The sequence below is a fragment of the Cocleimonas sp. KMM 6892 genome, assembly GCF_035798195.1.
In the GTDB taxonomy this organism is placed as follows: Bacteria; Pseudomonadota; Gammaproteobacteria; order Thiotrichales; family Thiotrichaceae; genus Cocleimonas; species Cocleimonas flava.
This window is the reverse complement of sequence record NZ_JAPFBV010000008.1, coordinates 1-26,383: the sequence shown is the minus strand read 5'-3', so window position 1 is coordinate 26,383 and position 26,383 is coordinate 1. Positions and strand designations below refer to the sequence as shown.

Annotated in this window: 18 protein-coding genes; 7 read left to right on the top strand and 11 right to left on the bottom strand. The window is 39.5% G+C overall.

The genetic code is table 11. The features are described 5' to 3' along the window. Positions 1-101: 101 nt before the first annotated feature. The 4 genes from OO007_RS18335 to OO007_RS18320 form a co-directional block, all read right to left on the bottom strand. Positions 102-6,059, bottom strand: a complete 5,958-nt coding sequence (locus tag OO007_RS18335) for a DUF11 domain-containing protein (protein ID WP_325809901.1) — start codon at positions 6,057-6,059, stop codon at positions 102-104. A gap of 77 nt (positions 6,060-6,136) precedes the next feature. Then, positions 6,137-7,192, bottom strand: a complete 1,056-nt coding sequence (locus OO007_RS18330; RefSeq protein WP_325809900.1) for a hypothetical protein — start codon at positions 7,190-7,192, stop codon at positions 6,137-6,139. Positions 7,193-7,273: 81 nt separating this feature from the next. After that, positions 7,274-7,777 carry a hypothetical protein gene (locus OO007_RS18325; protein WP_325809899.1) on the bottom strand — a complete coding sequence of 168 codons (504 nt, stop codon included), beginning with the start codon at positions 7,775-7,777 and terminating at the stop codon, positions 7,274-7,276. An 11-nt stretch (positions 7,778-7,788) separates the two neighbouring features. Next, on the bottom strand, positions 7,789-8,922 hold the full coding sequence (locus tag OO007_RS18320) for a hypothetical protein (RefSeq protein WP_325809898.1): 1,134 nt from the start codon (positions 8,920-8,922) through the stop codon (positions 7,789-7,791). Between the two features lie 311 nt (positions 8,923-9,233). Between OO007_RS18320 and OO007_RS18315 the strand changes: the two genes are divergently transcribed. The 4 genes from OO007_RS18315 to OO007_RS18300 all read left to right on the top strand — a co-directional run bounded on the left by OO007_RS18315 (position 9,234) and on the right by OO007_RS18300 (position 14,097). Continuing rightward, positions 9,234-10,595 (top strand): DUF945 family protein, encoded by a 1,362-nt coding sequence (locus tag OO007_RS18315; RefSeq protein WP_325809897.1) that lies wholly within the window; start codon positions 9,234-9,236, stop codon positions 10,593-10,595. Positions 10,596-10,772: 177 nt separating this feature from the next. Next, entirely contained in the window at positions 10,773-12,029 is a 1,257-nt protein-coding gene (locus OO007_RS18310) for a hypothetical protein (RefSeq protein WP_325809896.1), read from the top strand. A gap of 187 nt (positions 12,030-12,216) precedes the next feature. Further along, positions 12,217-13,566 carry a 23S rRNA (uracil(1939)-C(5))-methyltransferase RlmD gene (gene rlmD, locus OO007_RS18305; protein WP_325809895.1) on the top strand — a complete coding sequence of 450 codons (1,350 nt, stop codon included), beginning with the start codon at positions 12,217-12,219 and terminating at the stop codon, positions 13,564-13,566. A gap of 90 nt (positions 13,567-13,656) precedes the next feature. Continuing rightward, positions 13,657-14,097, top strand: coding sequence for a hypothetical protein (locus OO007_RS18300; RefSeq protein WP_131906205.1), 441 nt, complete (start codon positions 13,657-13,659; stop codon positions 14,095-14,097). A 221-nt stretch (positions 14,098-14,318) separates the two neighbouring features. Here OO007_RS18300 and OO007_RS18295 read toward each other — a convergent pair whose 3' ends face one another. From OO007_RS18295 to rplU, 7 genes are all read right to left on the bottom strand, one after another. Beyond that, positions 14,319-15,650 carry a DUF58 domain-containing protein gene (locus tag OO007_RS18295; protein WP_325809894.1) on the bottom strand — a complete coding sequence of 444 codons (1,332 nt, stop codon included), beginning with the start codon at positions 15,648-15,650 and terminating at the stop codon, positions 14,319-14,321. 31 nt (positions 15,651-15,681) lie between these two features. Further along, positions 15,682-16,659, bottom strand: coding sequence for an AAA family ATPase (locus OO007_RS18290; RefSeq protein WP_325809893.1), 978 nt, complete (start codon positions 16,657-16,659; stop codon positions 15,682-15,684). Between the two features lie 84 nt (positions 16,660-16,743). Further along, positions 16,744-18,090: a DUF4350 domain-containing protein gene (locus tag OO007_RS18285; RefSeq protein WP_325809892.1), complete on the bottom strand. Its 1,347-nt coding sequence runs from the start codon at positions 18,088-18,090 to the stop codon at positions 16,744-16,746. Beyond that, positions 18,083-19,687 carry a hypothetical protein gene (locus tag OO007_RS18280; RefSeq protein ID WP_325809891.1) on the bottom strand — a complete coding sequence of 535 codons (1,605 nt, stop codon included), beginning with the start codon at positions 19,685-19,687 and terminating at the stop codon, positions 18,083-18,085. The genes OO007_RS18285 and OO007_RS18280 overlap by 8 nt, the downstream gene beginning before the upstream one ends. Next, on the bottom strand, positions 19,684-20,700 hold the full coding sequence (locus tag OO007_RS18275) for a stage II sporulation protein M (RefSeq protein ID WP_325809890.1): 1,017 nt from the start codon (positions 20,698-20,700) through the stop codon (positions 19,684-19,686). Before OO007_RS18275 ends, OO007_RS18280 begins: the two co-directional genes overlap by 4 nt. Next, positions 20,700-21,407: an RDD family protein gene (locus OO007_RS18270; protein WP_325809889.1), complete on the bottom strand. Its 708-nt coding sequence runs from the start codon at positions 21,405-21,407 to the stop codon at positions 20,700-20,702. The genes OO007_RS18275 and OO007_RS18270 overlap by 1 nt, the downstream gene beginning before the upstream one ends. A gap of 193 nt (positions 21,408-21,600) precedes the next feature. Continuing rightward, positions 21,601-22,329 (bottom strand): 50S ribosomal protein L21, encoded by a 729-nt coding sequence (gene rplU, locus OO007_RS20290; RefSeq protein ID WP_442784350.1) that lies wholly within the window; start codon positions 22,327-22,329, stop codon positions 21,601-21,603. A gap of 240 nt (positions 22,330-22,569) precedes the next feature. Here rplU and OO007_RS18255 point away from each other — a divergent pair, with 240 nt between their 5' ends. The 3 genes from OO007_RS18255 to OO007_RS18245 all read left to right on the top strand — a co-directional run. Beyond that, a complete protein-coding gene (locus tag OO007_RS18255) occupies positions 22,570-23,082 on the top strand; it encodes a PaaI family thioesterase (RefSeq protein ID WP_243651591.1) in 513 nt (170 codons plus the stop codon). A 236-nt stretch (positions 23,083-23,318) separates the two neighbouring features. Beyond that, positions 23,319-23,819: a hypothetical protein gene (locus tag OO007_RS18250; RefSeq protein WP_325809888.1), complete on the top strand. Its 501-nt coding sequence runs from the start codon at positions 23,319-23,321 to the stop codon at positions 23,817-23,819. Positions 23,820-24,221: 402 nt separating this feature from the next. Next, on the top strand, positions 24,222-26,383 hold a 2,162-nt coding region (locus OO007_RS18245; RefSeq protein WP_325809887.1), incomplete at its 3' end, for a DUF7507 domain-containing protein.

Here is a 26,383-nt window from a genome sequence, read left to right as displayed (position 1 = left end):
TCATTGTTTTACCCGTTTTTATTAACTCTACGTCGTAAATAAAAAAAGGGCTTAAAGGTGGGGGGTGCCTAGATGTTTTTTCCAATGAATCAGGGTATGGATTACTCAGCTTCTAGCATGATTTCTTTGTTTGCTTTTTGATCTGCTTGTTTTTCATCTTTTCTGTGAGAACGTGGTTTATTGAGATTGAGTGAATCTTGATTAAATTTATATCTAAAGTCGACATAGGGGCCTTTTCGTTTGAAGTTACTTTCGTCAAAATCTTCATCATCAAAACCTTCGAAATTGTAACCTGCTTCAATCCAGGTATTTTTTGCAGGAGTGACACCGACTGATACACCGGCTACTGTTTCCATGGTATTGCTTTTCCAGTCATGCAAGTAACCTGCATGGGCTCCGATATCCCAGCGTTTGTTGATGTCTTTACGTAATTCAACTGTAGCTGTATCAACCGTTGTGCTGTATTTAACTCCGCTGTTTTCATCTTTTACATGTTTGATGCCATGATGAATGCTGAATTGCAGTTTTCTTTTCGCATCCTTATTAAGAATTTTATTGAAATGCATATTGTGCACGATCTTTCGTGTATCGGTATCTGATGATGAAAACTCACTGCTTTCATCTATAGAATTTTCCTTTTCACTAATTAAATCTAAGCGACTGAAGAATACAAAACTCTCATCTTTCGGATGCCATGCAGACCCTAAGCTGAGTTTGATATTTTGCTCTGCATCTCCTTCGGTACTGTCTTGATCGTAGTAGGAGAATTTAGCACTGAGGTGTTTGCCATCATCAAGGTGACGAATAACACTGGCCAGTAAATTCACCTTGTCGTAAACCTTACCATTACGGTATTCAGCACGAGATGTCCAACTCCAGACTTCTTCGTTTGCACCTAAACCTACAGAGAACGCTGTATAGTCATCACTGTCTGTTCCTTGAATGGTCGTTTCATCGGTATTGAAGAATTTTTGATCACCTACTGTAACTGCACGATCAATACTAAAATCAGCGCTGATTTTATCCGTCAGTTTAAGTTTTTGACTAAGCCCTAAGGTAGCGTAATTACGTTGGCCTTCTGCCGTACGTTCTTGTGTGTAAGTTGTTTTACCTTTGGCATCTTTCCACAGGTCTTTATACACCCCTACGCGGTTGTTATGCGTTGTAACAATGCCATTGTCTGTGGTTTCATTCTCAGCAAAGACGGTGAATCCCTGTTGCAGTTTCACATCCACACCAACAACAAAACGGTCAGGGCTTAATTCGCTACCATCATCAGAAGAGAAGTTCTTTTCCAAGTCAGTACGAAGCGTAATTTTATCATTTTTGGTTGTGTATCTGCCGCCTAAGATAATGGTATTCGTGGTGATTTTTTCATGGGTACTGACGTCAGAAGTAGTCGTGATATCATCACTAACATCACTACTGCCAAGATTTTCTTGTGTATGGCGCAAACCGGCATTTAATTCGATATTTTTATATCGATGCTCTATACCTACTTGCGCTAATTTGCGTTTGTTATCGTTCTCAATATTGTTTTCATACAATAGCTGAGAGGTTAATCTTGTCTTGTCATTCAAACGATAAGTGACTTCTGCGCCTATTTTTTCAGTGCCACTTTCACTGGTTTGTGAGCTTATGCCAAAATCTTCATCATGCTTTTTTGCATAAAGACGGGCTTCCATTTGCTCCACTTCTTTTTCCAGTTCGATAATCATCGCCTGTCTTTTTTCGAAGTCGCTTTCAGTCGTTTTCGATTCAGCCACTTCGATATGTAATTTAGTATCTTTAGTGATGTTGTAGGTAGCATCAGCCGCAACTAACTGATCAGCTTTTCCATTGGTATTTTCTTCATAAATAATACTTGCGCCTGTTTCAAGCTTATCGTTGAAAGACTTCATGGATGCGCGTCCACCAGCCACTATGGTTTTGTTGGTGTCTTCTTCGGAATCATAATCAATGACGATAATGTTAGGATTGAAATTACTGTCTCTGCTTGCAATAGGAGATTTAAAGAATAGGGTGCCAGCATCGTAGTCAATACTATAGTCTTGATAACGAGTCAGTTGTTTCGTCTCAACGATACGGTCTGAGTGAAAACGATCTCGCGTTTCAATTTTAATCGACTCACTGTTTGGGATGATGTTTTCACTTAAGCGGTAAAGACCAGAAGTTCCATCACCTTGAATTTCATCTTGTTGATGGTTGTTGCTGGTTTCACTGATAAAGCCTTTAACATTGAAGCGCTGCCCACGGTATTCTGTTTTGATACCATTTAATACGCGTTCATAGCTGGCTAATTCGGTCACAGTCATGGCTGTTTGATAGTCACCAAAAAGCGCATAGAAGTTATCTTTTTCTATCTTAAGATATAGTTTACGTGAGCTTGGAGCATCGTATTGACTGCTGCTATTGTCAGCATAAATTGAATACCATTCATCAGGGTCGATATTACCCGCTAATTGACTGCCAACTTCATTCTCTGCTTTATGCGAATCGTACGCTGCGGTTAATAAGTATTTTCCTTTAATCTGACCTTTAGCAAAGAAAGCAAAGCGTCCACGCTTATAGAACTCATCTGATTTACCCAGACTATCGAGTGTTTGCATATTTCCGGTGATTGTTTTGTGTGCCAGCGTGCCTTCAGCGATACCGACTAAAATCCAGTCACGTAACTGTGGTTTCAACCAGGCACTAATGGTTTTAGATTGAGACTCTGTAAAGTTGACAGTAAATCTCACTTCACCTGATTGAGTCGTCGGGTTGAGCTCTACTCTTGCAATCCCATCTTCTTCAACAATGTATTTATAACTACCCGATAATGACTCATTGATATTCAGTCTATCTTGGTCAGCTTCGTTTAACGTCTTAATTTGGTAGTTACTGTTGTCTAGTGTTAAATAGCCATGCGTATTTGCGCGCATAGGGTAGCCATCTTCATCTTTTATGCGTAAAGCGATGACAGGTGTGGTTTTACCATCAGCTACTAATATAGACTCTTCTGGTAAGTATTCGGCAGAAGCAGGTATGCCAGAAAAGTGAATGTTTCTTGATTCTTTGGCAACGACTTTTCCTGACTTGTCCTTGGCAATCACAAGTAATGCATTGTTTTTTATGCGTGTATCAATATCGATACCTAACCAGCGACTAATTTTGACGGTGCGCGCTTTATTGCTGTCACTGCCATCATAGTTGAGTGCACTAATTTTCTTTCCATTTAGGAACACTTCAATTTTTTCCTGAGGTGAGCTTTTGATGAAAACTTTAATAGATGCAACATCTGGTACATGGTTGTTTCTAGGCCAGAGGATTTCAAAACCAGGTTCTGCTGATTTTAAGTAATTAGCACCAAAAAGCGTTATTGGATTTGCGCCTTTCTTTTTAGCTTTAGGCGATACAGGGCTGCCAACTTCAGTAGATTCTTTTGCATCAAGACCTTCTTTAACATGAAAATTAACCTGCCATAATGACCCAGCAGTTAAATCAACAAATTGTGATTTTGCATCTCCCGCATGACGCGTATTGTCTTCACACAGTAGAGGAGTGTAACCCTTTGGTAATGAATCTGTGTCTAGTTGTAATACATGACTACCAGGAAGAACCCCTTCCATGTGCCAAAAGCCGTCTTTATCGGTAAGGACGCTGCGTCCTGTTTCTAAGTAAATTCTGGCATCTTTCAAAACTTTTGGTACATATTTGTTTTTCGATGAATGCGTATCACAACCGATATAGACTCGTCCGGTCAAAATGTTTTTAATACGCATCAAGTCGTCATCAATTTCAATACTTGCGTATGCCGTATTTGATGTTAAGCCTCCACTGGAAAGGACTGCGGTATTGGTTGCTTTTCCGGTTTGTACGCCTGCGGTGATTTTTGTTATGTATTCAATCGTTGCAGTACTGCCAGCTGTTAAATTATTAACGCTAAATAATAATTTACGTCCGTTTGCGCTCACTCCCTCTGTTATTTTTTCTCCATTCAGGTATGCCGTGTTTGAAACGTAGCGAAATCCAAGTGGCAGTAAGTCATTCACTTTTATATTAGATAAATTGAATCCAGTGGTGTTTTGGAAATCCAGAGTATATTTGACTAATTCACCAATTGACGCGGAGCTTTTATCTACAGTCTTAGACAGTGAAAGCTTTGTATCAGGGACCACTAAAGCCGCAGTTGCACTTGTGTCTGTTTTATCATCCTGATCCAGATAAGAAACGCTGATCTTAACGCCATCTGCAATTGTTAAAACGCCATTTTGTTTTTGAGTAGATGCTGCCGTGGTTAAAACAGCCCCTCTGAAAATTCCAGAGTCGGTGCTTGTTTCCGTGAGTAATAGAATTTCAGTATCGTTGGTACCGGGAATAGTTACTGTGACTATAATGGTTTCGAGCTTATCCGGATCAACATTTTGGTCTTTATCGATTACTTCAATGATAACCGGTTCTGAAACAGAATAATCTTTCGCATCAATTATAGGCTGCGGATTTGGTAGACTGATAACTGTTCCATTAGGCAACGTAATCTGACTGATTGCTTGCCAGTTTTTACCACCATTTTGATCAGCGTTATACGCACTCGAGGGGATATTTTCGATATTGCCCGCTTCATTAATTTTTAAGAAATTTATGGTTGATGGAGTACGTACTTTGACACTAGCAGTCGCTATATCTGAAGTCCCAAAAGTACTGTTTGCCTGAACCTGATTGACTACATCACCACTCTCAGAAGCATCACTGATTAACACTTTATAACTCAGTGTCATAGTGCTACCTATAGCAAGTGAATCAACATTGATGGATAAATTATTACCACTATAAGAAATCTCAGAATCTGAGAGTGCTTGACCATCTAATGTAAAACTATTTGATTGATAAATGAAACCATTAGGGAGGGTATCTTTTACAATCAAATTGCTTAAATCGTGCAGTGCTGGGTTTCTCACAACAACGTCGTAAGTGACAATATCTCCAACGTATACATTTTCTTCGCTGCTTGTTTTCGTGATTTGTATAGAATCATTAACAACAGTCACTAATGCTTTACTGGTATTAGAGTTAGCATCTGTATCAGATGAAGTCGCTGTCACTGAGTTTTCCAAATCTCTAGAAGTGACTTCATCAGTAACAGTGGTTTCATAGGTAACTGTCCATTCACTATTAGATGACATGCTCCCTAAATTAAAATGTAAACCTTCTGAAGTATCTGCTGTTATAGCGTTATTGTTTAATGTTGCAGACCCGACTTTATACGCCAAACCGACAGGCAAGATATCTGTGAGTGTGACACTGGGTATGTTTTTGGAATTTGGATTTTTTATGTTTATTGCGTAGACAATACTATCACCGACCTTAGCGGTGTTAATGTTCGCTTTCTTCTCTATCTCTAAAGGCACGGTGGGTATTACTGGTACTACGATAACTTGCTCATAAATAGTAACTGTGGCCTGTGCAGGCGAAGATTCAGTGGTGTCTGAGCTTGCAATTGCCTGATTTATCGCTGAACCCAAAGGAGCAGTCGTTGTGACCTTAGCTTTATAGGTGATAGTCCAGACTGCGTTTGCAGGCATATCCCCCAAACTAAAAGTAATATCATTATCGTTTAGTGATATGTCACTAGTATTTATGCTTGAGTTGTTAAGTTTAGCGCTAGCTTGCTGGTATTCTAAACCTGTTGGTAATAAATCCTCAATGGATAGATTGGCCTGAATTGCATTAGCATTATTAGTAACAATTAAACTGTAATCTATGATTTGACCAACAATGGCTCGACTGATATTGGATTTTTTCTGTAGTGTAATTCCGGTAGCAACAACAATATTATCGGTTGTAAATTGCACGCTACTCGATTTGTTTTTATCGATACCGTTTATAGAATAATTAGCCGTGGCTGTATTAGTAATTAACGTTTCAGCAGTCGCGGATGAATGAAATGTTATCGATATCAATAACAGGAAGATTGAGAATATAGTGCCCACAGAGCTACCCAAGGAAGACTTAGAAGTAATTCTGTTTCTCTGAAGCTTGCGCTTGAAGCTAGACGCTATATTGCTGATGTGCCGCATATTTTTTACTTATTTTTATTAGAATGACCACACTAATCTGTGATGAGATTAGTGTGGTTTCTATAAAATAGGCTGGCTTATTTTACAGTTGCAATAATGGTAAGTGTTTGAACAGACGCTGAGCCCGATCCACCCGGTAAAGTGAAGGCACTTGTAGTAACTGTTCCGCCTGATTCGCTACACGTTACTGCTGCAGTTGCATCACCCGTTGAAGAGCAACTTACGAATTGAAGCCCATTGGTAGAAGCGGTTGCACCACCTACAGCACCAGTACCAACAGGTAAAATATCAGAAATGATAAGTCCTGCGGCATCTGCAGCACCATCAGCGTTTGTTACTTCAATAGTGTACTCAATCGTAGCACCAGGAATACGCTTTGGGTTTGTTGTTCCATTAAATGGGTCTTCGGTTACTTCCGATGTTTTCTTAACAGTAATATCTGCAGTGTTAACGACGTAAGTATTAATCGCAGAGTGCGCAGCGTTTCTGTTTCCCGCTGCTCCTGTTCCAGCTATAGCCTCGTCAGTTGCGGTACCAATGTCATCTGCAAATACTGTATCAACTTGATCAGCTGTATCTGCAACTGTTGTTTCTGTGACACCATCAACTACTGCAAGTAAGTCAATATCCGAGGTTGCACCATTAACGACTACACCACCACTGGCGGGGATATCACAGTTTACCGTCACACTTGCTGTACCGTCCGCAGCAATTGAAACTGGTAGTGATGCAGGAGCAGCAACGGAACAAGCTGAAGTATCAAAGATATCACCTGTTACTTGTGAAGGAGTTAAGTTGAAATTTTCTGTACTGTTGCCTTCATTAGTTACGGTGAAAGTAATAGATTGTGCAGATGTGCCTGGAACCACATTGACATTAGAGCCAGGTGTTACAGACAAGTCGATTTTTTTATCCACTTTGAACGTTGTCGCTGTTCCAGCACCAACACCCGCAATGCTATTACCAGTTTCTGAGCTTTCAATCGGTGTTTGAGCGGTGCCACCGACGTTATAACTAATAGAAGCAGTATTATTGATGTCTGTATCTGCCGCAGTACCTGCTGCATAAATGGGGTGTGTAACAGCGGATAAAACTGCCACACTAATTAAACTTGAGATTATTTTCATTTTCATTGTATTTCTCTATTAAGGTTTGTGGTTTGTATTTAAAAGATCACATATTTTTTTTAATATTTGTCTATGTAAGATCAGGGTTTATAGCAGGCGAACTCTGAATGCTACTGCCTGTTGAACATTAGGCGCTAAATTTCCATTGTATCGCCATTGGATATGGGTGTAGTCCGAAGGTCTTGCTGGAACAATCTTTCCCGTTTTATCGCGAACTTTTAGCGTGCCTGCTTTCCCATAGTGTTTTCCACCATCAACAGAAAATACGATGTTTGTATTTTTGCCCTGGGCAGAATTTGGAAGGTAAACCGTGTGTTTCGGAATCGGGTTTACGATATTGATGTTATTAGCTGGTTGATTGCCAATATTTTGAAAATACGTATTGTATTGCACTAATTCTCCAGGAAGAATTTTAGTGGCAGGAACAAATTTATAGGCTTTTTGCCCATTATTATTCACAACAATCATTTTTTGCGCTTTAGACGTAACTTTGAGATGTCCTTGCTGTGCGGCAAATGATTGAGTCGACAGTAATAAAAGAGAAGCAATAACGCCTACTGCTATTTTTTTTATTTTTATATACCTATTCATTGTGTATTCCTTTAATTAATGGTGTAAGTAAGTTGAATTTCCTGGGTGCTACCCGCAGTAATATTTCCGAGTTTAATGGTCGCGGTATTCGCAATTGAAATACCAAAATCTGTATTGTCGGCAACATCATTAGCGTCACTCTGACTTGTACTATTCAAAATTATGCTTGAAGGCTTATACGTCATATTCGCTGGAGTAGGGTCAGTAATCTCTACATTATTGATAGAGCCCGTACCGCTAGAAGTAACAAGTATTTTGTACGTCACTTCTGTGCCAGATGTTTTCGTTGTGCCGCCATTGGTATCTAAAAAGTTAACGATACTTTTATCGATAGATAGAGTAGGAGGCGTAGCAGAGACTGAAACGAGATACGTTCTGCGGGCTGAATGACTTGCATCGCGATTTGCATCATCGGTTCCCTGGTCATCAGCAAAAACGGTTTCTATATTTTCAGCTGTATCTACACCGCTGGTTTCAGTAGTTACGGAATCATCAGAATTTTTAACAGCCTGAGCTGTAAGTGATATTAATGAGGTATCTCCAGAGCTTAATAGAGAGCCTCCAGAAACCACCGGAATATCACAAGTTACCGCAATGCTTGCCTGTTGGTCAGGACCTAAAAGGATGTTACCCGTCGTTGGTATTACAACGCCCGGTAAGGGTGTGCCGCTTATTGCAGTCACTTCATAACTACAGTTTGCTGGATCAAAATCATCGCTGACAACTGCAGCTTCAGGCGTTAATGCGAACTCCTGAGAATCGTTACCTTCGTTGGTTAAGGTAAACGTAACTTCTGATTGAGTTTCACCAGGTACGACATTTGCGTCGTTATTTCCTGTTACAGTGAGATCTATTTTACGGTCTACTCTGAACATCGTGGGTGAGCCGTTGCCTACACCGGGATTACTGTTTCCAACAGGGGTACTCTCTATGGGAGATTGGTCTTCCCCAGCTATTTCATAGGTTACAGTGGCGATGTTTTGTATTTCTGTGCCAGCGTTAACACCTTGCGCTATTGCCATACTAGGAGAGCCTAGATAAAGCAGGCACACAGCAGCAGCTATGACAGTTTTAGTGTGTATAACTGTATGAGCTATTTTCTCTATGATGCTATTAGAGGCAAATGTATGTGGTGTTTGTGGCATAATTTTTATTTTTATTACTGTTGATCTTTTACATCGATCTTTAACTATGTTTTTATCCTGATTTTGTTTCTAAATTATTTTTATTATTTAAAGTAATACTCTAATGACTCAAAATAAAAGTATTGTATCTTTCCAATACTAACAAATTGCGGATGAATCTAAACTTAATAGAGTTATGTAAAAATAGAATTAAATCATTTTAATACAGTAACTTAAGTGGGATAAAATGACGCATTTTTGTCAGTTTGTGACACTTTTTTATCGTAACTTAATTATTTCATAACAAAACATAAGAGTAGAAATATCTATCAATGAGAAAACTATTATCCATTTTGGTGATGATCTGCTTATCAACTTTTTTACTATGGGCAGTGATGAGTTGGTACCTGGGAGTTCAGGCAGAAAAAGACTTTCGTCAGGTACTGGAAATTCAAACGGATAAGTTAGGCGAAAAGCCCTTTCGTTTAGAGTTGCTCGACTATAAAAAACACCTTCTCGGGTCATCAGCTTCAGTACGTGTAAGTTCCGATATACCGTTGCTGGACGATTGGTTGGGTGATTTTGTGCTAACGCTGAAATCCCTGAATGGACCGTTATTCATAACCAAGAAGGGGGTCGATTACGGCGTCTCTCGTTGGTATATTCGAATCGACCCAAAAAGTTTTTCTGCAGAGTCTAAGGAAAATATTCAGAATATTTTCCCCAATGATTTGCCCACTGGTGTTGTGATAATAGGGTTTGATAAGGAATCAAGTTTCGAATCCTTGTTTAACGCTGAGTGGTTAGATGCAAAGTTAACGGCTATTTATAATCTGAGTACCTTGTCTTATCGCGGCTCATTGGAACTTTCCCGATTAGATTACGCTTCACCTATTATTCAGTTAAGTGCTGATAATGGTTTGATGAATTTTCAATATCTAGATAAGTTATCAGATTCAAATGTGAATGATACAAATAATCTGTCAATTAAAACGTCAATAGAATCAGTAGATGCGGGTGTATCGTATAAAAACGCATCGATACAGATACCCCAATTGCGCATTAATTCTCAACGTTTATCTGAATCCATCCTTACTGATTTTAAAGGTCATAGCCAAATAACCTTTAAAGACGATGTGATCGATACTTTTCTTACATTGAATTTCACACGCTTAAATAAAACAAGCACAGAAAATAGTGATGATTTACCTATTGATCAGTTACAGATAACGGCTCAGAGTTCCGGAATTCAGCAAGCAAGCTTTCTACAGGTGATGGAATCCAAAGCAGAATTAGATAACCTGCAAATGCAAACGCAATGGGAACTGCAGGAAAATGGCGAACTGCCTGAAGGTCAGGATAAAATCTGGCAATTACAAAATCAGATACATCGCCTACAACAACAATACCCTGTGAGTTTTTATAAGGCTCTTTTCTCATCCAAAAATGAGCTAAATATGAATAACCCAAAGATTGAAATTCAGGCCTCGAATTCTAGTGGAGTATCCACACTAATTGGGCATTTAAAACCTTCAGAAAATTCGGGTGAATCTACGCGTTTTTCATATTTGCTGGAAGCAGAGTCGAAAGTCACGCTAGACGATCTACTTTATACGTATATTTCTAAACGCACCGCTATACGAAAAAAACAGTTTTCATTAATGTACAAACAGAACAAGTTATTGATGCAGTAGAGCTTTCTACTCAATATTGCTATACTGCCGTTTGCAATTTAATACCGTCTTTTAAAGCCGAATAATAAAAAAGCCTCTGTAAGTGGGGGGGTGTAAAAAAGAATTTTTTTAACGGTAAAAAAGAGAATTAAATTGCTTTGTTTTAAAGCTGGGCTGTTTATTTATTAGGGGATAAAAATGCGCTTTTTTCAGTTTACTTTTTTAAAGTACACGCTTGTTTTGTTAATGCTATTAATGGCTAAATCGGCTTCTGCAGAAGTATGGAAGTCCGGAAACAATTACTGGAATGATAGTTGGGAATTGAAGTATCAGGAATGGGTGAGCACTCAATGGAAACCTGATTTCTTTATGAGCAAGATCAGACCACAATACGATCGTATTCCTCACGATTGTGCTGATGCCATCTATTTAATGCGTGCGGTATTTGCCTACGAAAATAAACTGCCATTCAAAATCCATTATCTGGGTAAGAAGAATAAGTACATCAGCAATACCATGACAAACTGGGATAAATTACCAGAAGATCAACGCTTCAGAGCGTTTGCACAATTTATGAATGATCGTGTAGGTACGCGTAGTCTGCCACATGATTCTTTCCCGATTGAATTAGCACAGATCAAAGCAGGGGATTTATACGTAGAACCGGGCACGCATTCTTATGCCATGACGGGTATTACCGATACAGGCGTAACAGCGATCATGAGCTCAACCACACCTGCCTCTCCGAAGAATATGATTCAGTTGTATTCATTTCCCTTCTTCATTCCACATGATGCGGTTGGTATGAGCGATGGGTACCGTCGATTTAAATGGCCAAGAAATATCGCTAAACCTATTCAGCAACAACCCGGTTATAGTAATGAGCAGTATCAAATTGCTCAGAAAGTTGGGCTTGAGTACATCCCTTTTACTGATGTGATCTCTAAAAAATTACAACGTAGAGAAGAGCCACTCGAAGAGAAAACCATGCGTTTAATGCATAGCCTGTGTTCTTTTGCGAAAGAGCGCGTGAATTATGTCAATGATGGTATTGCATATATTCAGCGACTGAAAGATCAAGGAAAGCGCAGTTGTATGACAGCGTCTGAATATGATTATTATTCAACGCCTTCTAGAGATAAACGTTTGTATCGTTTCTTCACCGAGATTCATAAAATTGCCTATTCAGGTGGAGAACTTGAAGAAGATAAGGTTAATGCACAGGTATTGGCCCGATCAATTTTTCACCCCGAACTGCCTGATGGACTGTTAGAGGAATTGGACGAGTTTTGTGGTCTGGCGATTTATCCCAATGATTCAGTAAAACATATTAATCTGCGTCAACTTTGGGAAGCGATGGAAGCAGGCAAGGTTTCGTCAGATCCTCATGCGCCTTTTGATAACCGTTGGGGTTTATCTGATAGCAACTTTGTGGGATCATGCCCGACTTTTTAATCCGAACTATAATTCCGAACCTAAATTCCGAGCTATAATTAAGCTATACAGTAATTAACGGTTCCTAAATCAATAAAATGCCACCCCCCCACTTATGGGCACTTTTTTTGTTGCTATCTGTTTATTTGAAATAGTTAGTAATCAAAAAAGCCTCTAAAGTGGGGGGGTGTCGTTTGGACAATCACAAATGGCACGCAGACGCACTAGAAAACAACGCTTACCTCAAGATCCTGTAGAAGCAGAAATCGAATCACTCAGTCACGAAGGACGTGGCGTCGCACATATCGACGGAAAAGCCGTATTTGTTAGTGGTGCGTTGCCGGGTGAAAAGGTCACGTTTATTTATACCTCGAAAAATCGTAGTCATGATGAAGGTAAAATAGAAGAAGTCTTAACGGCTTCACCCGATCGTGTCGAGCCTAAATGTGAACACTATGAAATTTGTGGGGGGTGTTCGTTACAGCACCTTAGTTCAGAAGCTCAAATAAAATACAAACAGCAATCCATGCTTGATGGTCTTAAGCACCTCGGTAAAGTAGAGCCTGCAGAAGTCTTTGAACCGATGACGGGAGACTCATGGGGGTATCGACGTAAAGCACGTTTGGGCGTCAAGTTCGTCTACAAAAAAGATAAAGTACTGGTTGGCTTTCGCGAAAGACATGGTGGCTTCTTAGCAGATATAAACAGCTGTGTGGTATTGCATGAATCGGTTGGCTTGAAGCTAGAAGATTTCCAGAAGTTGATCTATCAGATGGATTCGCGTGATTCAACGCCACAGATTGAAGTAGCTGTGGGTGATGAAGATACGGCATTGATCATCCGTCATCTAAAACCTTTATCGGATCAAGACACACAACTTTGGATTGGTTTTGCTCAAGAGCATAATTTCCAGCTCTATCTTCAGCCTAAAGGCCCGGATACCGTGCATTTAATCTGGCCTGAAGCAGGGCAGAATCCAGGTTTGTATTACGAGCATAAGGCATTTGATACCAAAGTAGCCTTTGGTCCTCAGGACTTTTTTCAGGTCAATAGCAGCATCAACACACAAATGGTGCCGCGTGCGGTTGAACTATTGAAACTCACAGGCTCAGAACGTGTTCTGGATCTTTTCTGTGGTTTGGGTAACTTTACTCTGCCTATTGCAAGAAATGCGGCGCAGGTGACGGGTGTAGAAGGTGATTTGGTCATGGTTAAGCGTGCGCGTGAAACAGCTAAGGCTAATGGCATCGATAATACCGAGTATTTTGCCTGTAATTTAATGGGTACAGAATTAGAGTTAAAAAGTGAGCCATGGCTGAAAAAACAATACGATTGCATTCTGCTGGATCCACCGCGTTCTGGCGCTAAAGAAATTATTGAGTACTTTGGTAAGTTAAAAGCGAAACGTATTGTCTATGTATCTTGTCATCCTGCAACTTTGGCACGCGATGCCGGCGAATTGGTGCATACGCATGGCTACAAGCTCGTGGGGGCAGGTGTGATGGATATGTTCCCGCAGACTGCCCATGTAGAATCTATAGCGGTGTTTGAGCGATAAACACCGTTTTTATATACATTTAACGCTGAAAAAAAAGCCCCTTATCTGAAATTATTAGGCACTAAATAGTATTCTGCTAATCTCAAGTTTATGACTTACACACAACGAATTCGTTATCGCTTGAAACAACAGAAGTTTAAAGAAGTTTCTTCAGGCAAAGGTGTAGTTGAGTATTTCCTGATTGATGAGTACGGCAATGAACGTTCGGTTTCTGCTATGGCTAAACTCAATTGGCGTAAGCAACTACATTCTGTGAAACCCATTCATCACCGTGAGTTACCCTTGGTGCAGGCGTTAGCAAAAGCATCCATTAATGAGACTATCGAAGTAGACTTTACTGAATTCAATAAAAAGTTTAAGCGTGGTTCTATTCGTAGCAAAAAAATGTCGGTGCCAACTGTAAAAGTCGCGAGTAAGAATCAAATTACCAATATGGGATCTGTCATTGATCACAAAGGTCGATTGATGCAGCTAGTGGCATATTCGGTTGCTGCTTTTGTGGTAATACTGATGTTGTCTCAAATGCTTTAATGTTTTTTAATTAATCATTAGTTAAGCACAAGCTAAGCACATGCCAAACAACACTAAATAATCCATCTGTTTGCCAGATTCATAACATTTAATAAATCCATAAAGATAGCAAAAAAAGCCTCCAAAGTAGGGGGGTGGGTTTTAGTTTAGGCATTTATCATACATGTCTAATTTATCATCCTTGTCTAATTCATACTTAAGCTAAAAACGATATGATTCCCTTATAACGTACCGCTACTTTTTATCGATAAATACGCATTAATTAAATCCACTGTGAGCTTATCAGGACTGACGTCCATGGCTCGAATGCCGTTGTTTACTAATTCTTCAAAGGTACTCTTGCGTTGCTGCAAATAATGGTGCGCCGCTGAGTTGTCCAGCGCGTCGTTTAAATCTTCAATCGGTTTATCTAACATATCGGCAATACTCGATTCACGAAGGCTGGCGAGTAATACCAGATGGCGCTTTTTCAAAATGCTTATCGCGGGCAGCAGATCATCGCCATCTTCATCTCGGGTGTTGGTTAAAATAATCACCAAGGCACGTTTTTTATGACGAATTAATAAGTCCGTTGCCGCTTTACTGTAATCAGGGGATGAAGTGCTGGGTTGAAGATCATACACCGTGTTAAGGATTTGCTGCACATTGTGTTGTCCTTTGCGTGGACTAAACCAGCGTTGATCTTCTCCCGAAAATGTCATTAAACCGACAGCATCACCTTGTCGCAGAGCCACATAGGAAAGCAGTAATAAAGCGTTTAAGGTGTGATCGAAATGCGAAAGATCATCATCTTTAGCCATCATGCGGTGACCACAATCCAGCATGAAAATAATCTCCTGATCTTTCTCATCCTGATATTCACGCGAGATGAGTTTTTGCACTCTGGAAGTAGCTTTCCAGTCAATTTGACGCATCGCGTCGCCTTCACGATATTCTCTTAGCTGATGAAAATCCTGACCTTCACCACGCCTTCTTTTTTTGATGATGCCCATCTGACTTAAATTATTGTCAGTGGCTAATAGCGCATAATGAGAAATAGCCGCAAAGTTTGGATACACATTGGTTTCACTGCTGACTGGTAAGTACTGATTTATACGCCAAAACTTAAACACCGATTGCAGTTTGATTTGCACCTTGGGAAAAATTAATTTTCCTCTTTGATTGGCAATTATTTTGTACTGTATTTCTGCGTGCTGTTCTCCCGGAATACTGACATTTACGGGTAAGCCTTCTGCATGGACTTCATTCGGAAAATGATCAAATATATCGAGGTTTTGCGGTTTGCTACTTTTATTATGGATGATTAATTCAATATGACGGCTGACTCCCAGTGGTATCGATCCGGGTAAGTGGCGTTCTACCGTGATGATATCTTTGGGGTTTGAAATGAAGGTAATAATCAAATCAGCAATAAGAATAACAGCAATTATGGCTGCTGAAATCTTCCACAACATGGTTAACGCAGGGATGAATATTGCAATCAAACCGATAGCAGCAAGCGCCGCTATCAAGTAGAAGGTTTGTCGATCCGGGATTGGGAGTTTAGAAAGCATGTTTTTATTATCTATGGATTTAAAAAGTGCTTTATTGTCTAGGTGCTTCGATTTTATCGAGGATACCCTGCAATATCTGATCCGTTGAATAGCCTTCTAATTCCATCTCGGGAGCAAGAGCTACACGGTGACGTAAGGCCGGCAATGCAATTGCTTTAATATCATCAGGTGTAATGTAATCGCGAGCATGTAACATCGCCTGAGCGCGTGCAGCGCTGATTAATGCAATGCTTCCTCTGGGACCAGAGCCAATACTAAGACCGTGCCAATCACGTGTTGCCTGAACGATTCTTACCGCGTATTCAATAACACTTTTATCGACTTCAATATCCGCTGCCAAAGCTTGCATGGCTTGTATCGTCGCCGGAGTGGCTACTGCTGATACATTTGAAATATTCAGTTGATTACCAGTTTGCTTATTCGTCACAGCGGCAACCATTAAACTTTCTTCGTTATCTCGTGGGTAATTGATGTAGATTTTTAGTAGAAAACGATCAAGTTGTGCTTCGGGTAAAGGGTAGGTGCCTTCCTGTTCTAGCGGGTTTTGTGTTGCTAATGTCATGAATGGTAGTGGCACAGGATGCGCTTCACCTTCAATGGTCACCTGACGTTCCTGCATTACTTCTAATAGAGCAGATTGGGTTTTGGCTGGCGCACGATTGATTTCATCTGCAAGTAGTAAATTGGTAAATACAGGACCTTTACGAACGCTGAAAGATTTATTGTCCAGATCATAGAGTGTATGTCCTGTTACATCAGCAGGCATCAGATCCGGGGTGAACTGAATACGGTTAAATTGACCTGAAAACGTTGCTGCCAGAGCCCGCACTAATAAGGTTTTGCCAAGACCAGGAACGCCTTCAATTAATACATTGCCACCCGCAATCAATGCAATTAGCGTTTCATGTATTACCTGTTTTTGGCCAATAACAGCTTTGCCAATTTCTGTTTTTAATTGTTGAGCTAATTCACTAGCTTGTTCAAGCGTCATATTTGTCATTTCGGTCATACTGTGGCCTTTCATTAATTCGTTTGTATCGTATTGATAAGTATTTATATTTTCAGTTTTAGTTGTCTGTTTCTGTTTCTGTTTCTATTTCGTACTTCTAATGATTTCAAGGGTGCGAATGGTCTGCGTAAATTCATCAGGCTTTTCAATGGATGTTGAAAAAAGTGCGCGATGAATATCTTTAGGGTCTACCTTAATTGCTTTACTCAATTCCAGGTCTTTAACCACAAGAGTTACTTGCTGCTCTTCGTTTAAATGATTCCAGTTAGGGTGTGATAGCACTAACTTTTGATTGATAGCATCCCGGGTGCTTTCAAGAAGTTCTTGTTTATGGTTGTATTTCCAATAGAAAGAACCACTGCTACTGATGTGTTCAGTCAAGCTACGACGATCTTCTGCGTGCTTAGGGATTGCAGGACCAAAGCGGCGAGTTGCCAGTAATAACCATGCAATAAATAGTACCAGTAAAGAGATAATAAACATCCAGGCATTTCGCCAGATCAAATCCCATAACGGTGGCATTTTGTCACTATGGATCAACCAGACTTTTGAAGGTTGGTCGATAGGTTGATTGATGCCATGTATCAGGTGCCAGAAAATTTCTGCATGATCAGCTTTCTCAATTTGCTTATTCTCTACGAAGTCTAATGAAGAAACTAAAGTAACTAATCCGTTTTCTATTTTTTGTCTCACGATGAAATTAGAAGAACGTAGTTTTACGATTTCTGTTTTATCCTGATAATAAGGGTCTACAAGAATAGGGTGAAACCAATTGTTTTGTATGGCTAGTGCTTTTGGAGCATCCTGTAATTTGATTTTGAATAGGTGTTCAGTGGAGTCATCTGCACTATCGTTTTCTTCTTGGTGTTCTTCAATTTGATCAAGCTGCTTTTTATCAGCAGCTGATAAGTCTTCATACTGAATTTTGTTACCGGTACTGATTCCCATGTAATTTTGCAGAGGATCGGGACTGTACATATTATCTGTCAATCGACTGTCGATAGAGGTACTTTGGTAACCCTCTATGGAGTCAATTGATTCAGCATCATCCGATTCCAGGCTTTTATCTGATCGGTGAAAGCGCCACTTATTCGTAGCGAGTGCAATCACATGACCGCCTCTTTTAACCCAGTTGATGAGTTGCTGAGTTTGATAAGCGGATAGTGTTGTGCGTTTAGAATTGATGACGATAACGGTGTCGGTACTTGGATAGCCAGTAAAACCCTGAACGCTGGTTTTGGTTTCTGTTGGGATACCCATACGTTTAAGGAAGACGCGTCCGGCATATAATGGGTTGCTTCTAGCTTCGCCAAATAAACCCGTGTGGATGATTTTTTCTTTTTTCTCATGCGTTTCTAAAAACACATAGATAGCGCCACCGAGTAATAACGCGAATAAAGCAGTGATAGTGATTCCGAGTGGTTTACTCATCTTTGCTACCATCTTTTTTTGAAGTGTTTGATTCTAAATCTGATAACACTTTTTCAATGGCAAAATCACTAACCCATGTATTGAATAACTGTTCCATCGCTTCATTTGTAGGATGTCTGTGCGCATAAGCGATCATCTTCCAGTTACTGGTTAGATTATCCAGAAATAGGTGCTTAGCCTCACTTATTTTCTTTTGTGAATGTTTCAGTACATCGCCTTCTGTAAAGCTGTCTTTAAGTTGAACCTGCTCAATATTAATGAGTCTAATTAATGCGCCACGGTACAATAAACTCAACGACTCTCTGTGTTGTTTATTGTCCCAGAGTTTCCTGGATTCACTGATGATGTCATCAGGTAACGAATCGGGTCTAACATCCATACCGAACATAACTTCAGGTGCTTGGTAGCTTTCTTTCTTGGCTTTTCGTTCGATATTGAAGAGGTGTAACCAACTATCACGAAAATAGAATAACAGGAATAAAACAATAGCGACCAATATCCATAAGGCAAACTCAATGATGAAACCCATTATTTTTGCAAAGGGTTCGAAGAAGTCTGCAAATGAAAATTTGTCAGGATCATTTTTAGGTTTTTTGGCGGTATCTTTTCTAACCCAGTAAGTGACGGTTTGCTTGTCATTTAACTCTTTGGTCAGCATTGTTTCTTTGATGACTTGCTTTGACGATTCTGCGGGAAGTCTCTCATCAGATAGAAACTCAGTGACTTCTATTTCAGAATTCGCATCAACATTAGTTGCTTCATCTGCTGCGACAGGTGATGACGTAGATAATAGAGATAAGGTAAATACACAAAGAAGGGCGGGTATTAGATTTCTAGCGAGCGTTTCAAAACGCAATGCTAGCTTTTTAAAGTCCAGTTCAATATCCCATGCTTCGAGTTGCGTTCTTCTATTGATATACAGGGCAAAACTCGCACCTATATAAAACGGATGAATCAGTGTGACCGCAAAAACATAAAATAAATAATTCAGTAGATCGATCCATCTTTCGTATTCTACTTTGTTTGAAAACATCCCCACAAAAAAATCATTGGCTGTTTTCTCTGGAAGGAAAAGCATGAATAAGCCAAATAATGAAATGACAATGACTATTTCGATATTGACCATCACAATGGTTAACCAGGCGGCGTAAGTGTGTGCGATTTGATGCAATACCGATTGTCGTTCGGACCTGCGAGATCCTCTTAACTGTTCTAATTGCCAGATAGGTAAGTTAAAACCTCTGGATAATGAGAATCGTCTAAATGTCAGGCTCTGAAATAGCCCGGTATTCCAGATTAATGAAGGCAGTGCTTTAAGCACTTGCCAGGTACTGAGTTCATCATTAAATAGTTTATGACTTAAAATATGTAATATGACTCGGTCATAGAGAGGTTTTAACCACCAGAAAATCAGGCTGGCAATCCAGACATTTCCTTTTGGAAAAATAAGGTATAAAACGGATGCAATGCCAAAGGTTAAAAGTGCGAGTGGCAGGTATATGGATAGCCACCACTTTTGCACCATCGAAAACCCAAGATCAATAGCTTCCCAAGGGTTTCTCAAACGGATATTGGCTGTTATTTCATTGAGATTCATGAGTGTATTGAAGCCCGACTCGTGCGACCAAGAAAATAGAAATACATACCAACCACAGTCCAGAGTATCGCGCCGGCAACATATTTAATCATCACAGGCATGACTGTTGATGACCAGAAGGCTTCCAGAAATGCAGCTATTACACTCATCACGACCACGCCGTACATTATCAATACAGCGATTTTTCCATTGTCTATCAGTGCTCGACCTCGGGTTTTTCTACCTGGGCGGATTAGCGCCTCAGCAAGTTTTAAACCCGCAGCACCTGATAAAACCATGGCATTTAACTCAAATGCGCCATGCCCAACAACAAAGCCCCAGAAGCTATCGATATAACCGATATGGGTCATATGACCAAATGCCGCACCAAGAAAGATACCGTTAAAAACCAGGAAGAAGATGGCGCCAATACCAAATAACAGGCCACCTGCAAACATCTTAAAATCAATGCCAATATTGTGTTTTATATAATAACCGAACATGTATAAATCGGTATCTGACTCTCGTTCACGGCCAAATCGCTGATTACGTTCTGGTTCGTACATATCTTCCAGATTATTAACCATGCTTCCATCCATGACACTGTATATAAGGTCAGGAAAAAACTGGATGGCAATAATAATAGCGATAAAAGGAACATAAAAAAGGGCTGCAGCAATGCTGACTATTTTCCATTCTTTTCTGACTAAGCGAGGGAAATCGACTGCAAAATATTTCATTATATTGCCGATGAAATTAGTTCTGCTGCTGTATAGCTTATGATGTCCACGAACCACTAGCTTGTTCAATTTGTCGACAAGAACCGGGTTATACATTCGAGAATTTGCCAAGGCAAAGTGATGGCAAATCTGGCGATAGACTTTTGGTAAATCTATTTCTTCTGGTGCTTCAATTTTGTTCTTTTTGCTTCTTTTTTTCCAGAATGACAGGTCTTGATAGTCTAACCAGTTTTCAAAAGAGTCCCAAAGAGCGGTGTTTTTTTCGATGAATTGCGATTGTCTGACTGAACTCATTAGTGCTTAGCTCCCATGATCCAGTTTGCAATACCTAATAATCGGGAGCTGGCTTGCTTGTTTTCAATGCTATTTTCAGTTGAATTCTTTAATAACAATGGGGTGGCAATTTGAGCGAGTTCTTCTGCACGTTCAGCGGTTAAGTAAGGAATACGTTGTTGAAACCGAATAAGTGCCTGTTGCTCGCTTAGATTTAATGCAACAGGAGGAGAAATTGCTTTGGTTTTATCTTCTTCAATGGTTGGGTAGTTAAGCGATTTATGCAGAACTACGGTACCCGCTACAAGGTCTCCAAGACGTTGAAAACGTTTAGTAAGCAACATGCTGATAAAACCAAAGCCGTATAAGAAGGGAAGAAAATCGACAAATCTTAATAGGTTTCTGATAATTGATGCGCCTGGGCTGATAGGGCTAGCATCTTCCATCGACACATATAAATTAAACATCTTTTTACCCGGTGTTTGACCTTTTTTATAAAGTTCAAAGTAAACGGGGTAAAACCATTCGAGTAGAAATGATAAAATAAGTGCGATACCTAAACCTGTTTTGCCAAAAAAAGCCAACGCCGTAAAAAAGACGGCATTAATCCCCAGACGGATTAGAATATCGATGGTCCAGGCAAGCATTCTGACAACAGGCCCAGCTGGTGAAAGTCTTAAGCTTATGCCTTCAGGCGTATTAACTTGATAAAGGGTGTCGAGCGTCATTGATCATTTCTATTTATAGATAATTGATGATTTTATTGTATCTCGAACATATCCAGATTGATAAAGATAAATCCCAGTGTATGAAAAGTAATTTACTAGAAATAACAGGCAAAAAAAAGCAGTTCAAGATGAACTGCTTTTTCTATGATTGCAAATGAATGCAAACAGATACAAATTAATGATTAAAAAGAAATTATTTCTTCTCGATTCCACCATCTAATTCGTCTTGTAATGTTTTCAGCTCATCCCACTTTCCATCGGCTGCAAGCTTTGCTTGTTTTGGCCAAGTATCAGGCTTCATTGCGCCGAATTTTCCGTCAGCTTCATCAAGAATAGTCTGAATTGCAGGTACTTTAGCTTTAGCAACATCAGCGAAAGTCACAAGACCAGCTGCTACTAATGCTTCTGCAGCTTTAGGTCCTACACCTTCGATTTTAGTTAGGTCATCTTTAGCTGTAGACTTCTTTGGTGCTGCTTTTTTAGCGGCTGGCTTCTTTTCTGCAGTTTCTTTCTTTGCAGCAGGTTTAGCAGCGGCTTTCTTAGCTGGTTTTTCTGTAGTTTCAGCATCAGTATCTTTAGTTGCCGCTTTTGCTTTCTTTGCAGGAGCGCCTTTACCATTAATGTTCTGAATTTGGATTTGTGTAAAGTTCTGGCGGTGACCAGTACGTTTTTGGTGATGCTTACGACGTCTAAATTTAACGATCTCAACTTTCTTTGCACGACCATGTGCAATTACTTCAGCAACTACTTTTGCACTTGCAATTGTAGGTGTTCCAACAGTGACATCATCACCATCAGCGATCATTAATACTTCTTCGAAATTAACTGTAGCGCCAACTTCTGCGTCTAAAGATTCTACTTTAAGAACGTTTCCAGGCTCAACACGGTATTGTTTACCACCTGTTTTGATTACTGCGTACATTTTATTCTTCCTTCGATACGAGTGTTAAAAAAGCAGCGACAGCACCATATAGATTGTACTTTCGCCGTGGCGCGCGATTACACGTGAAAGTGCCCGTGTTGTCAAGGTATCTAGGGAAATAAATCAATTTTTATTGAATATGTTTTTCGTGTGTTAATCCGGTTATTTAGTTAACTCAGCACTTTGCTTTTTAAGCTAAGATTATCAAGTTAATTATAAGGGCTAATTTAGGGTGTTTGTGTGAGTAAATTTTTTCAATTTAATACTATTAAATTTGTAGAAAAATATTTTGGCTTTCTTTCTGAAGAAAAGCAATTGGAGTGGTGGCCTGCGTGGTGGATGATGCGGATTAAAGTTACATCGTTGTCTGATAATTGGCGTAAAGTCAGGATTACTTTGCCATTGACATGGATTTCCAAAAATCATGGTGGCGGCATGTTTGGCGGCTTTCAAGCATCTCTGGCAGACCCAATTGCACCATTAGCCTGTGCTAAAGTCTTTAGTGATTATCAGGTATGGACGCGTAAACTGACGGTAGATTTTCAACGTCCAGGCACTACTGATTTGGAGCTACGTTTTGATTTCCCCAGAGAACAAGAAGAACAGATTTTTAAAGAACTAGAAGAACGTGGTCGTAGTAATCCTGTATTTGAATATGGTCTGTATCTTAGTACTGGTGAGTTATGCACCTTGGTTGAATGTGTGGTTGCGATAAGAAAAGCAGGATATGTAAAAAGAAATCTAACTAATTAAAATAATTAAGATTTAAAAAAAGTGCCTGAAAGTAGGGGGGTGGCTTAAAGTAATCGCCAATAAACAGAAGTCTGGGACGTTCTTTTTTTAATCATATTGAAAACAATTTCTTCAATATCTCCATATTACATTTAATACATGGTTTGAATAGTAACTCTCCATAAACGTTTTATTCATTTAAATTGATACTGTAAATAAATTGGTTATTTCAAGATAAATAGAGTAATGTAATTTGCATGCAAACAATATGTGTTTGTGTAAATGGTTTTTTACCAAACATCTTGGAGAAAAATATGTATAGATTTATATCCTTAATGGCAACCCTCACATTTTATTTTGTTTCGACTTCAGTGAATGCATTTGAAGTAGATTATAACGTTGGAATAAATAATGTAGATTTGAATGGTTCTTCAACTCCAAGGCTAGTAATGAGTGCTAATTTTGAAAATTCAGGTCTTGCAGGATTAGGTAATTTTACCATTTTTTATAACGTTGTTGAGACTTACTCTGGCATCACCGTTTTTTCTGACAGTCTTACTATAAGCTCCGAAGAAACTGAAATAACAGTCGGAAGCGCTAAAGTAGGTAAAATTACAATGACTTACGATCAAGTTACTGATGGATTAAAGACACGCTTTGTCATGAAATTGCCACCAGTATCACAGTATTCTGTTTCTGCAAGTGATGGATTTTGGTTCGGTAGTTCGGAAATTTCTAATAATTTCCTTTTTAATTAATTTGTGAATACTTAAATATAATAAAAATAAGAGATTCATCTAAAGACTTAGCACATTAAAAATGTGCCCATAAGGTGGGGGGTGGCTTCAAAATTGAATCACCTCTTTAAGTCACCGTTTTTGACTAACTATTAATTTTCTGTCCAACAATACTACTACGAACATGTTTATAAAAAATGTAAATGATTAATATCCTTAGATTTTACGATAAGTGTTCATTCCTGATTAAGGTATAGCTTGTTAGTATCAGAGTATACGTGAATAAATATATTTTGCATAAAAAGTATATTTATAACAAGCACTTAAGGGGATTTTCGTGATATTTACCTGAGGCAAGCTCGCTGTATTACGGAACTAGGCAAATTTAACCTAGATAAAAAATAAAAATAATAGGCATAAACAATGAATTTTCAGTTTTTAAATAACTATAAGTTATTTACTACCATATTTGATAATGCGATTAATTATCAAAAATCTACTTCAAGGTATTCTAAAAAATCTATTCAATGGATTCTTGGTTTTCTGAAAATATCAGTGTTATTCATTGCTTTTTTTCTAGGGTCGACATCAGTCAACGCACTCAGTATCGCGCTTGATGGCACTAGAACAGTGTTATCTGGTACAGACTGTGGTTCTGCTCCAACTACTTATCGTTTTGGTACTACTGCATCATGGCAAGGTACACCTTTAGATATTATCGTAACGGTTAATTCTGAAGATAATGACTATGTTTTAGGTGCAACCACAGGTGGTGGAAGCTGTGTGTATGCCAGTGGTGGAATTCTTAGTGTTAACCTGCGTGATAAAGACGCTGGTGATGATGTTGCATTTGTCGATACAACGATAACTATTGTTGCTCAGGGTACAACGACACCTGTGTTTATAGACAGAGTGACAGCAACAGGGTTTGATTTGGACCATAACGGTGTTGCTTCTCCTAATACAAGTTCCACTGACACAGATGATATTTATCTTACGGGTCCTGGTGCTGCTTATGTATCGAGCAATACTAATGTTACCTATAGCACAGGTTCATTTGCTGGTGGTCATAATGTTAAATTTAAAGGTCAGGGTTTAACTAACGGTAACTGTGCAGATACACCAACTACACCTGTTATCTCTTGTCGTTCAGCGGCTAGTTGGACTGGTGGAACAGGAATAAACAGTATAAGTACAATAAACGCTCGTTTTCAAAATGATAATGCTTATGGGTATTATGATACCGCTAATAATGGAGCCTATCGTTTATTACAATTATCATTAGTTGATGCGCATGCTGAAGAAATTTTAGGTCCTAACACTGATTATGGTGATGCGCCAGCTAGTTACGGAGCAGCGAGTCATAATTCTATATCATTAGATACTATCCTGGGTAATGGTCTGGGAGCAGACCATGATTCTGCAAACCAACCTTCTACTAATGCATTAGGTGATGATAACGATGGCAGTTCGGGCGATCCTTATTACGATGATGAAGATGCGGTTAGAAGAAACGGTGTTTTACTGGATGGTCAACATGTAGCAGCTTCAGAAAATGTATCCATTGATGTGACAACGTTCGGTACAGGCTATTTAAGTGCCTGGATGGATTTGAATATTAATGATAATTTTGCTGATCCAGGGGAAAAATTACTGAGTGATGTTTTCATCAACAGTACAACTGTTGAAAATACAAGCTTGATTTTACCTGTACCGTATACAGCAACCGGTGGAGATACCTATCTAAGATTCAGATTTAGTAGTTCTACAGGTGTTAGTTACAGTGGTTCTATAACCGGCGGTGAAGTTGAAGATTACCGTGTAGTCGTAGATCCGATGTCACCATCATATAATATGGTAAAAACATCTAATGGCCCTATTACAGCAGCAGGACCACTGACCTATACTTTTACATTTAATAATACAGGTAATGTTGCTTTAAATGATTTAACAGTCACAGATCCAGATATTGATACCGGAACGCTTTCTGGTTGTCCAATAGCTACACTTGCCGTAGGTGCCAGTGTAAGTTGTACTGGCATAAGAACTATTACACAGGCTCAAGTAGATGCTGGTACAGATATTAGTAACACGGCTACTCCTTCTGCTGAAGACCCAGCCAACGATCCAGTAACAGAAGATGACACAGCAGATAATACTGTAGCTACTCCTATTACTCAGAGTCCAAACTACACCATGGCGAAGAGCTCCGATACACCGAGCATGAGTGCGCCAGGAACGATTACTTATACCTTTGACTTTGTAAACACAGGTAATGTCGCATTAACCAACCTAACAGTTGCCGATACCAATATCGACAGTGGCACACTCACAGGTTGTCCAATTGCGACCTTAGCGGTTGGTGCAAGTGCGTCTTGTACGGCCACACGTGCGATCGACCAAACGCAGATTGATGCGGGTGCGGATCTAACCAATACGGCCATTCCAAGTGCGACCGGTCCGGATGGCACCACGCCAGTGACCGAAGATGATACGGCAAACGATAACTCTACATCGACCAGCGTTTCTCAAACGGCTAACTACACGATGGCAAAGAGCTCCGATACACCGAGCATGAGTGCGCC

Bases quoted from the DNA above. Each gene is read 5' to 3' on its own strand.
- OO007_RS18325 (WP_325809899.1), bottom strand. From the start codon at position 7,777: ATGAATAGGTATATAAAAATAAAAAAAATAGCAGTAGGCGTTATTGCT.
- OO007_RS18330 (WP_325809900.1), bottom strand. From the start codon at position 7,192: ATGAAAATGAAAATAATCTCAAGTTTAATTAGTGTGGCAGTTTTATCC.
- rplU (WP_442784350.1), bottom strand. From the start codon at position 22,329: ATGTACGCAGTAATCAAAACAGGTGGTAAACAATACCGTGTTGAGCCT.
- OO007_RS18280 (WP_325809891.1), bottom strand. From the start codon at position 19,687: ATGAATCTCAATGAAATAACAGCCAATATCCGTTTGAGAAACCCTTGG.
- OO007_RS18295 (WP_325809894.1), bottom strand. From the start codon at position 15,650: ATGCTTTCTAAACTCCCAATCCCGGATCGACAAACCTTCTACTTGATA.
- OO007_RS18335 (WP_325809901.1), bottom strand. From the start codon at position 6,059: ATGCGGCACATCAGCAATATAGCGTCTAGCTTCAAGCGCAAGCTTCAG.
- OO007_RS18310 (WP_325809896.1), top strand. From the start codon at position 10,773: ATGCGCTTTTTTCAGTTTACTTTTTTAAAGTACACGCTTGTTTTGTTA.
- OO007_RS18290 (WP_325809893.1), bottom strand. From the start codon at position 16,659: ATGACCGAAATGACAAATATGACGCTTGAACAAGCTAGTGAATTAGCT.
- OO007_RS18320 (WP_325809898.1), bottom strand. From the start codon at position 8,922: ATGCCACAAACACCACATACATTTGCCTCTAATAGCATCATAGAGAAA.
- OO007_RS18285 (WP_325809892.1), bottom strand. From the start codon at position 18,090: ATGAGTAAACCACTCGGAATCACTATCACTGCTTTATTCGCGTTATTA.
- OO007_RS18315 (WP_325809897.1), top strand. From the start codon at position 9,234: ATGAGAAAACTATTATCCATTTTGGTGATGATCTGCTTATCAACTTTT.
- rlmD (WP_325809895.1), top strand. From the start codon at position 12,217: ATGGCACGCAGACGCACTAGAAAACAACGCTTACCTCAAGATCCTGTA.
- OO007_RS18250 (WP_325809888.1), top strand. From the start codon at position 23,319: ATGCAAACAATATGTGTTTGTGTAAATGGTTTTTTACCAAACATCTTG.
- OO007_RS18270 (WP_325809889.1), bottom strand. From the start codon at position 21,407: ATGACGCTCGACACCCTTTATCAAGTTAATACGCCTGAAGGCATAAGC.
- OO007_RS18300 (WP_131906205.1), top strand. From the start codon at position 13,657: ATGACTTACACACAACGAATTCGTTATCGCTTGAAACAACAGAAGTTT.
- OO007_RS18275 (WP_325809890.1), bottom strand. From the start codon at position 20,700: ATGAGTTCAGTCAGACAATCGCAATTCATCGAAAAAAACACCGCTCTT.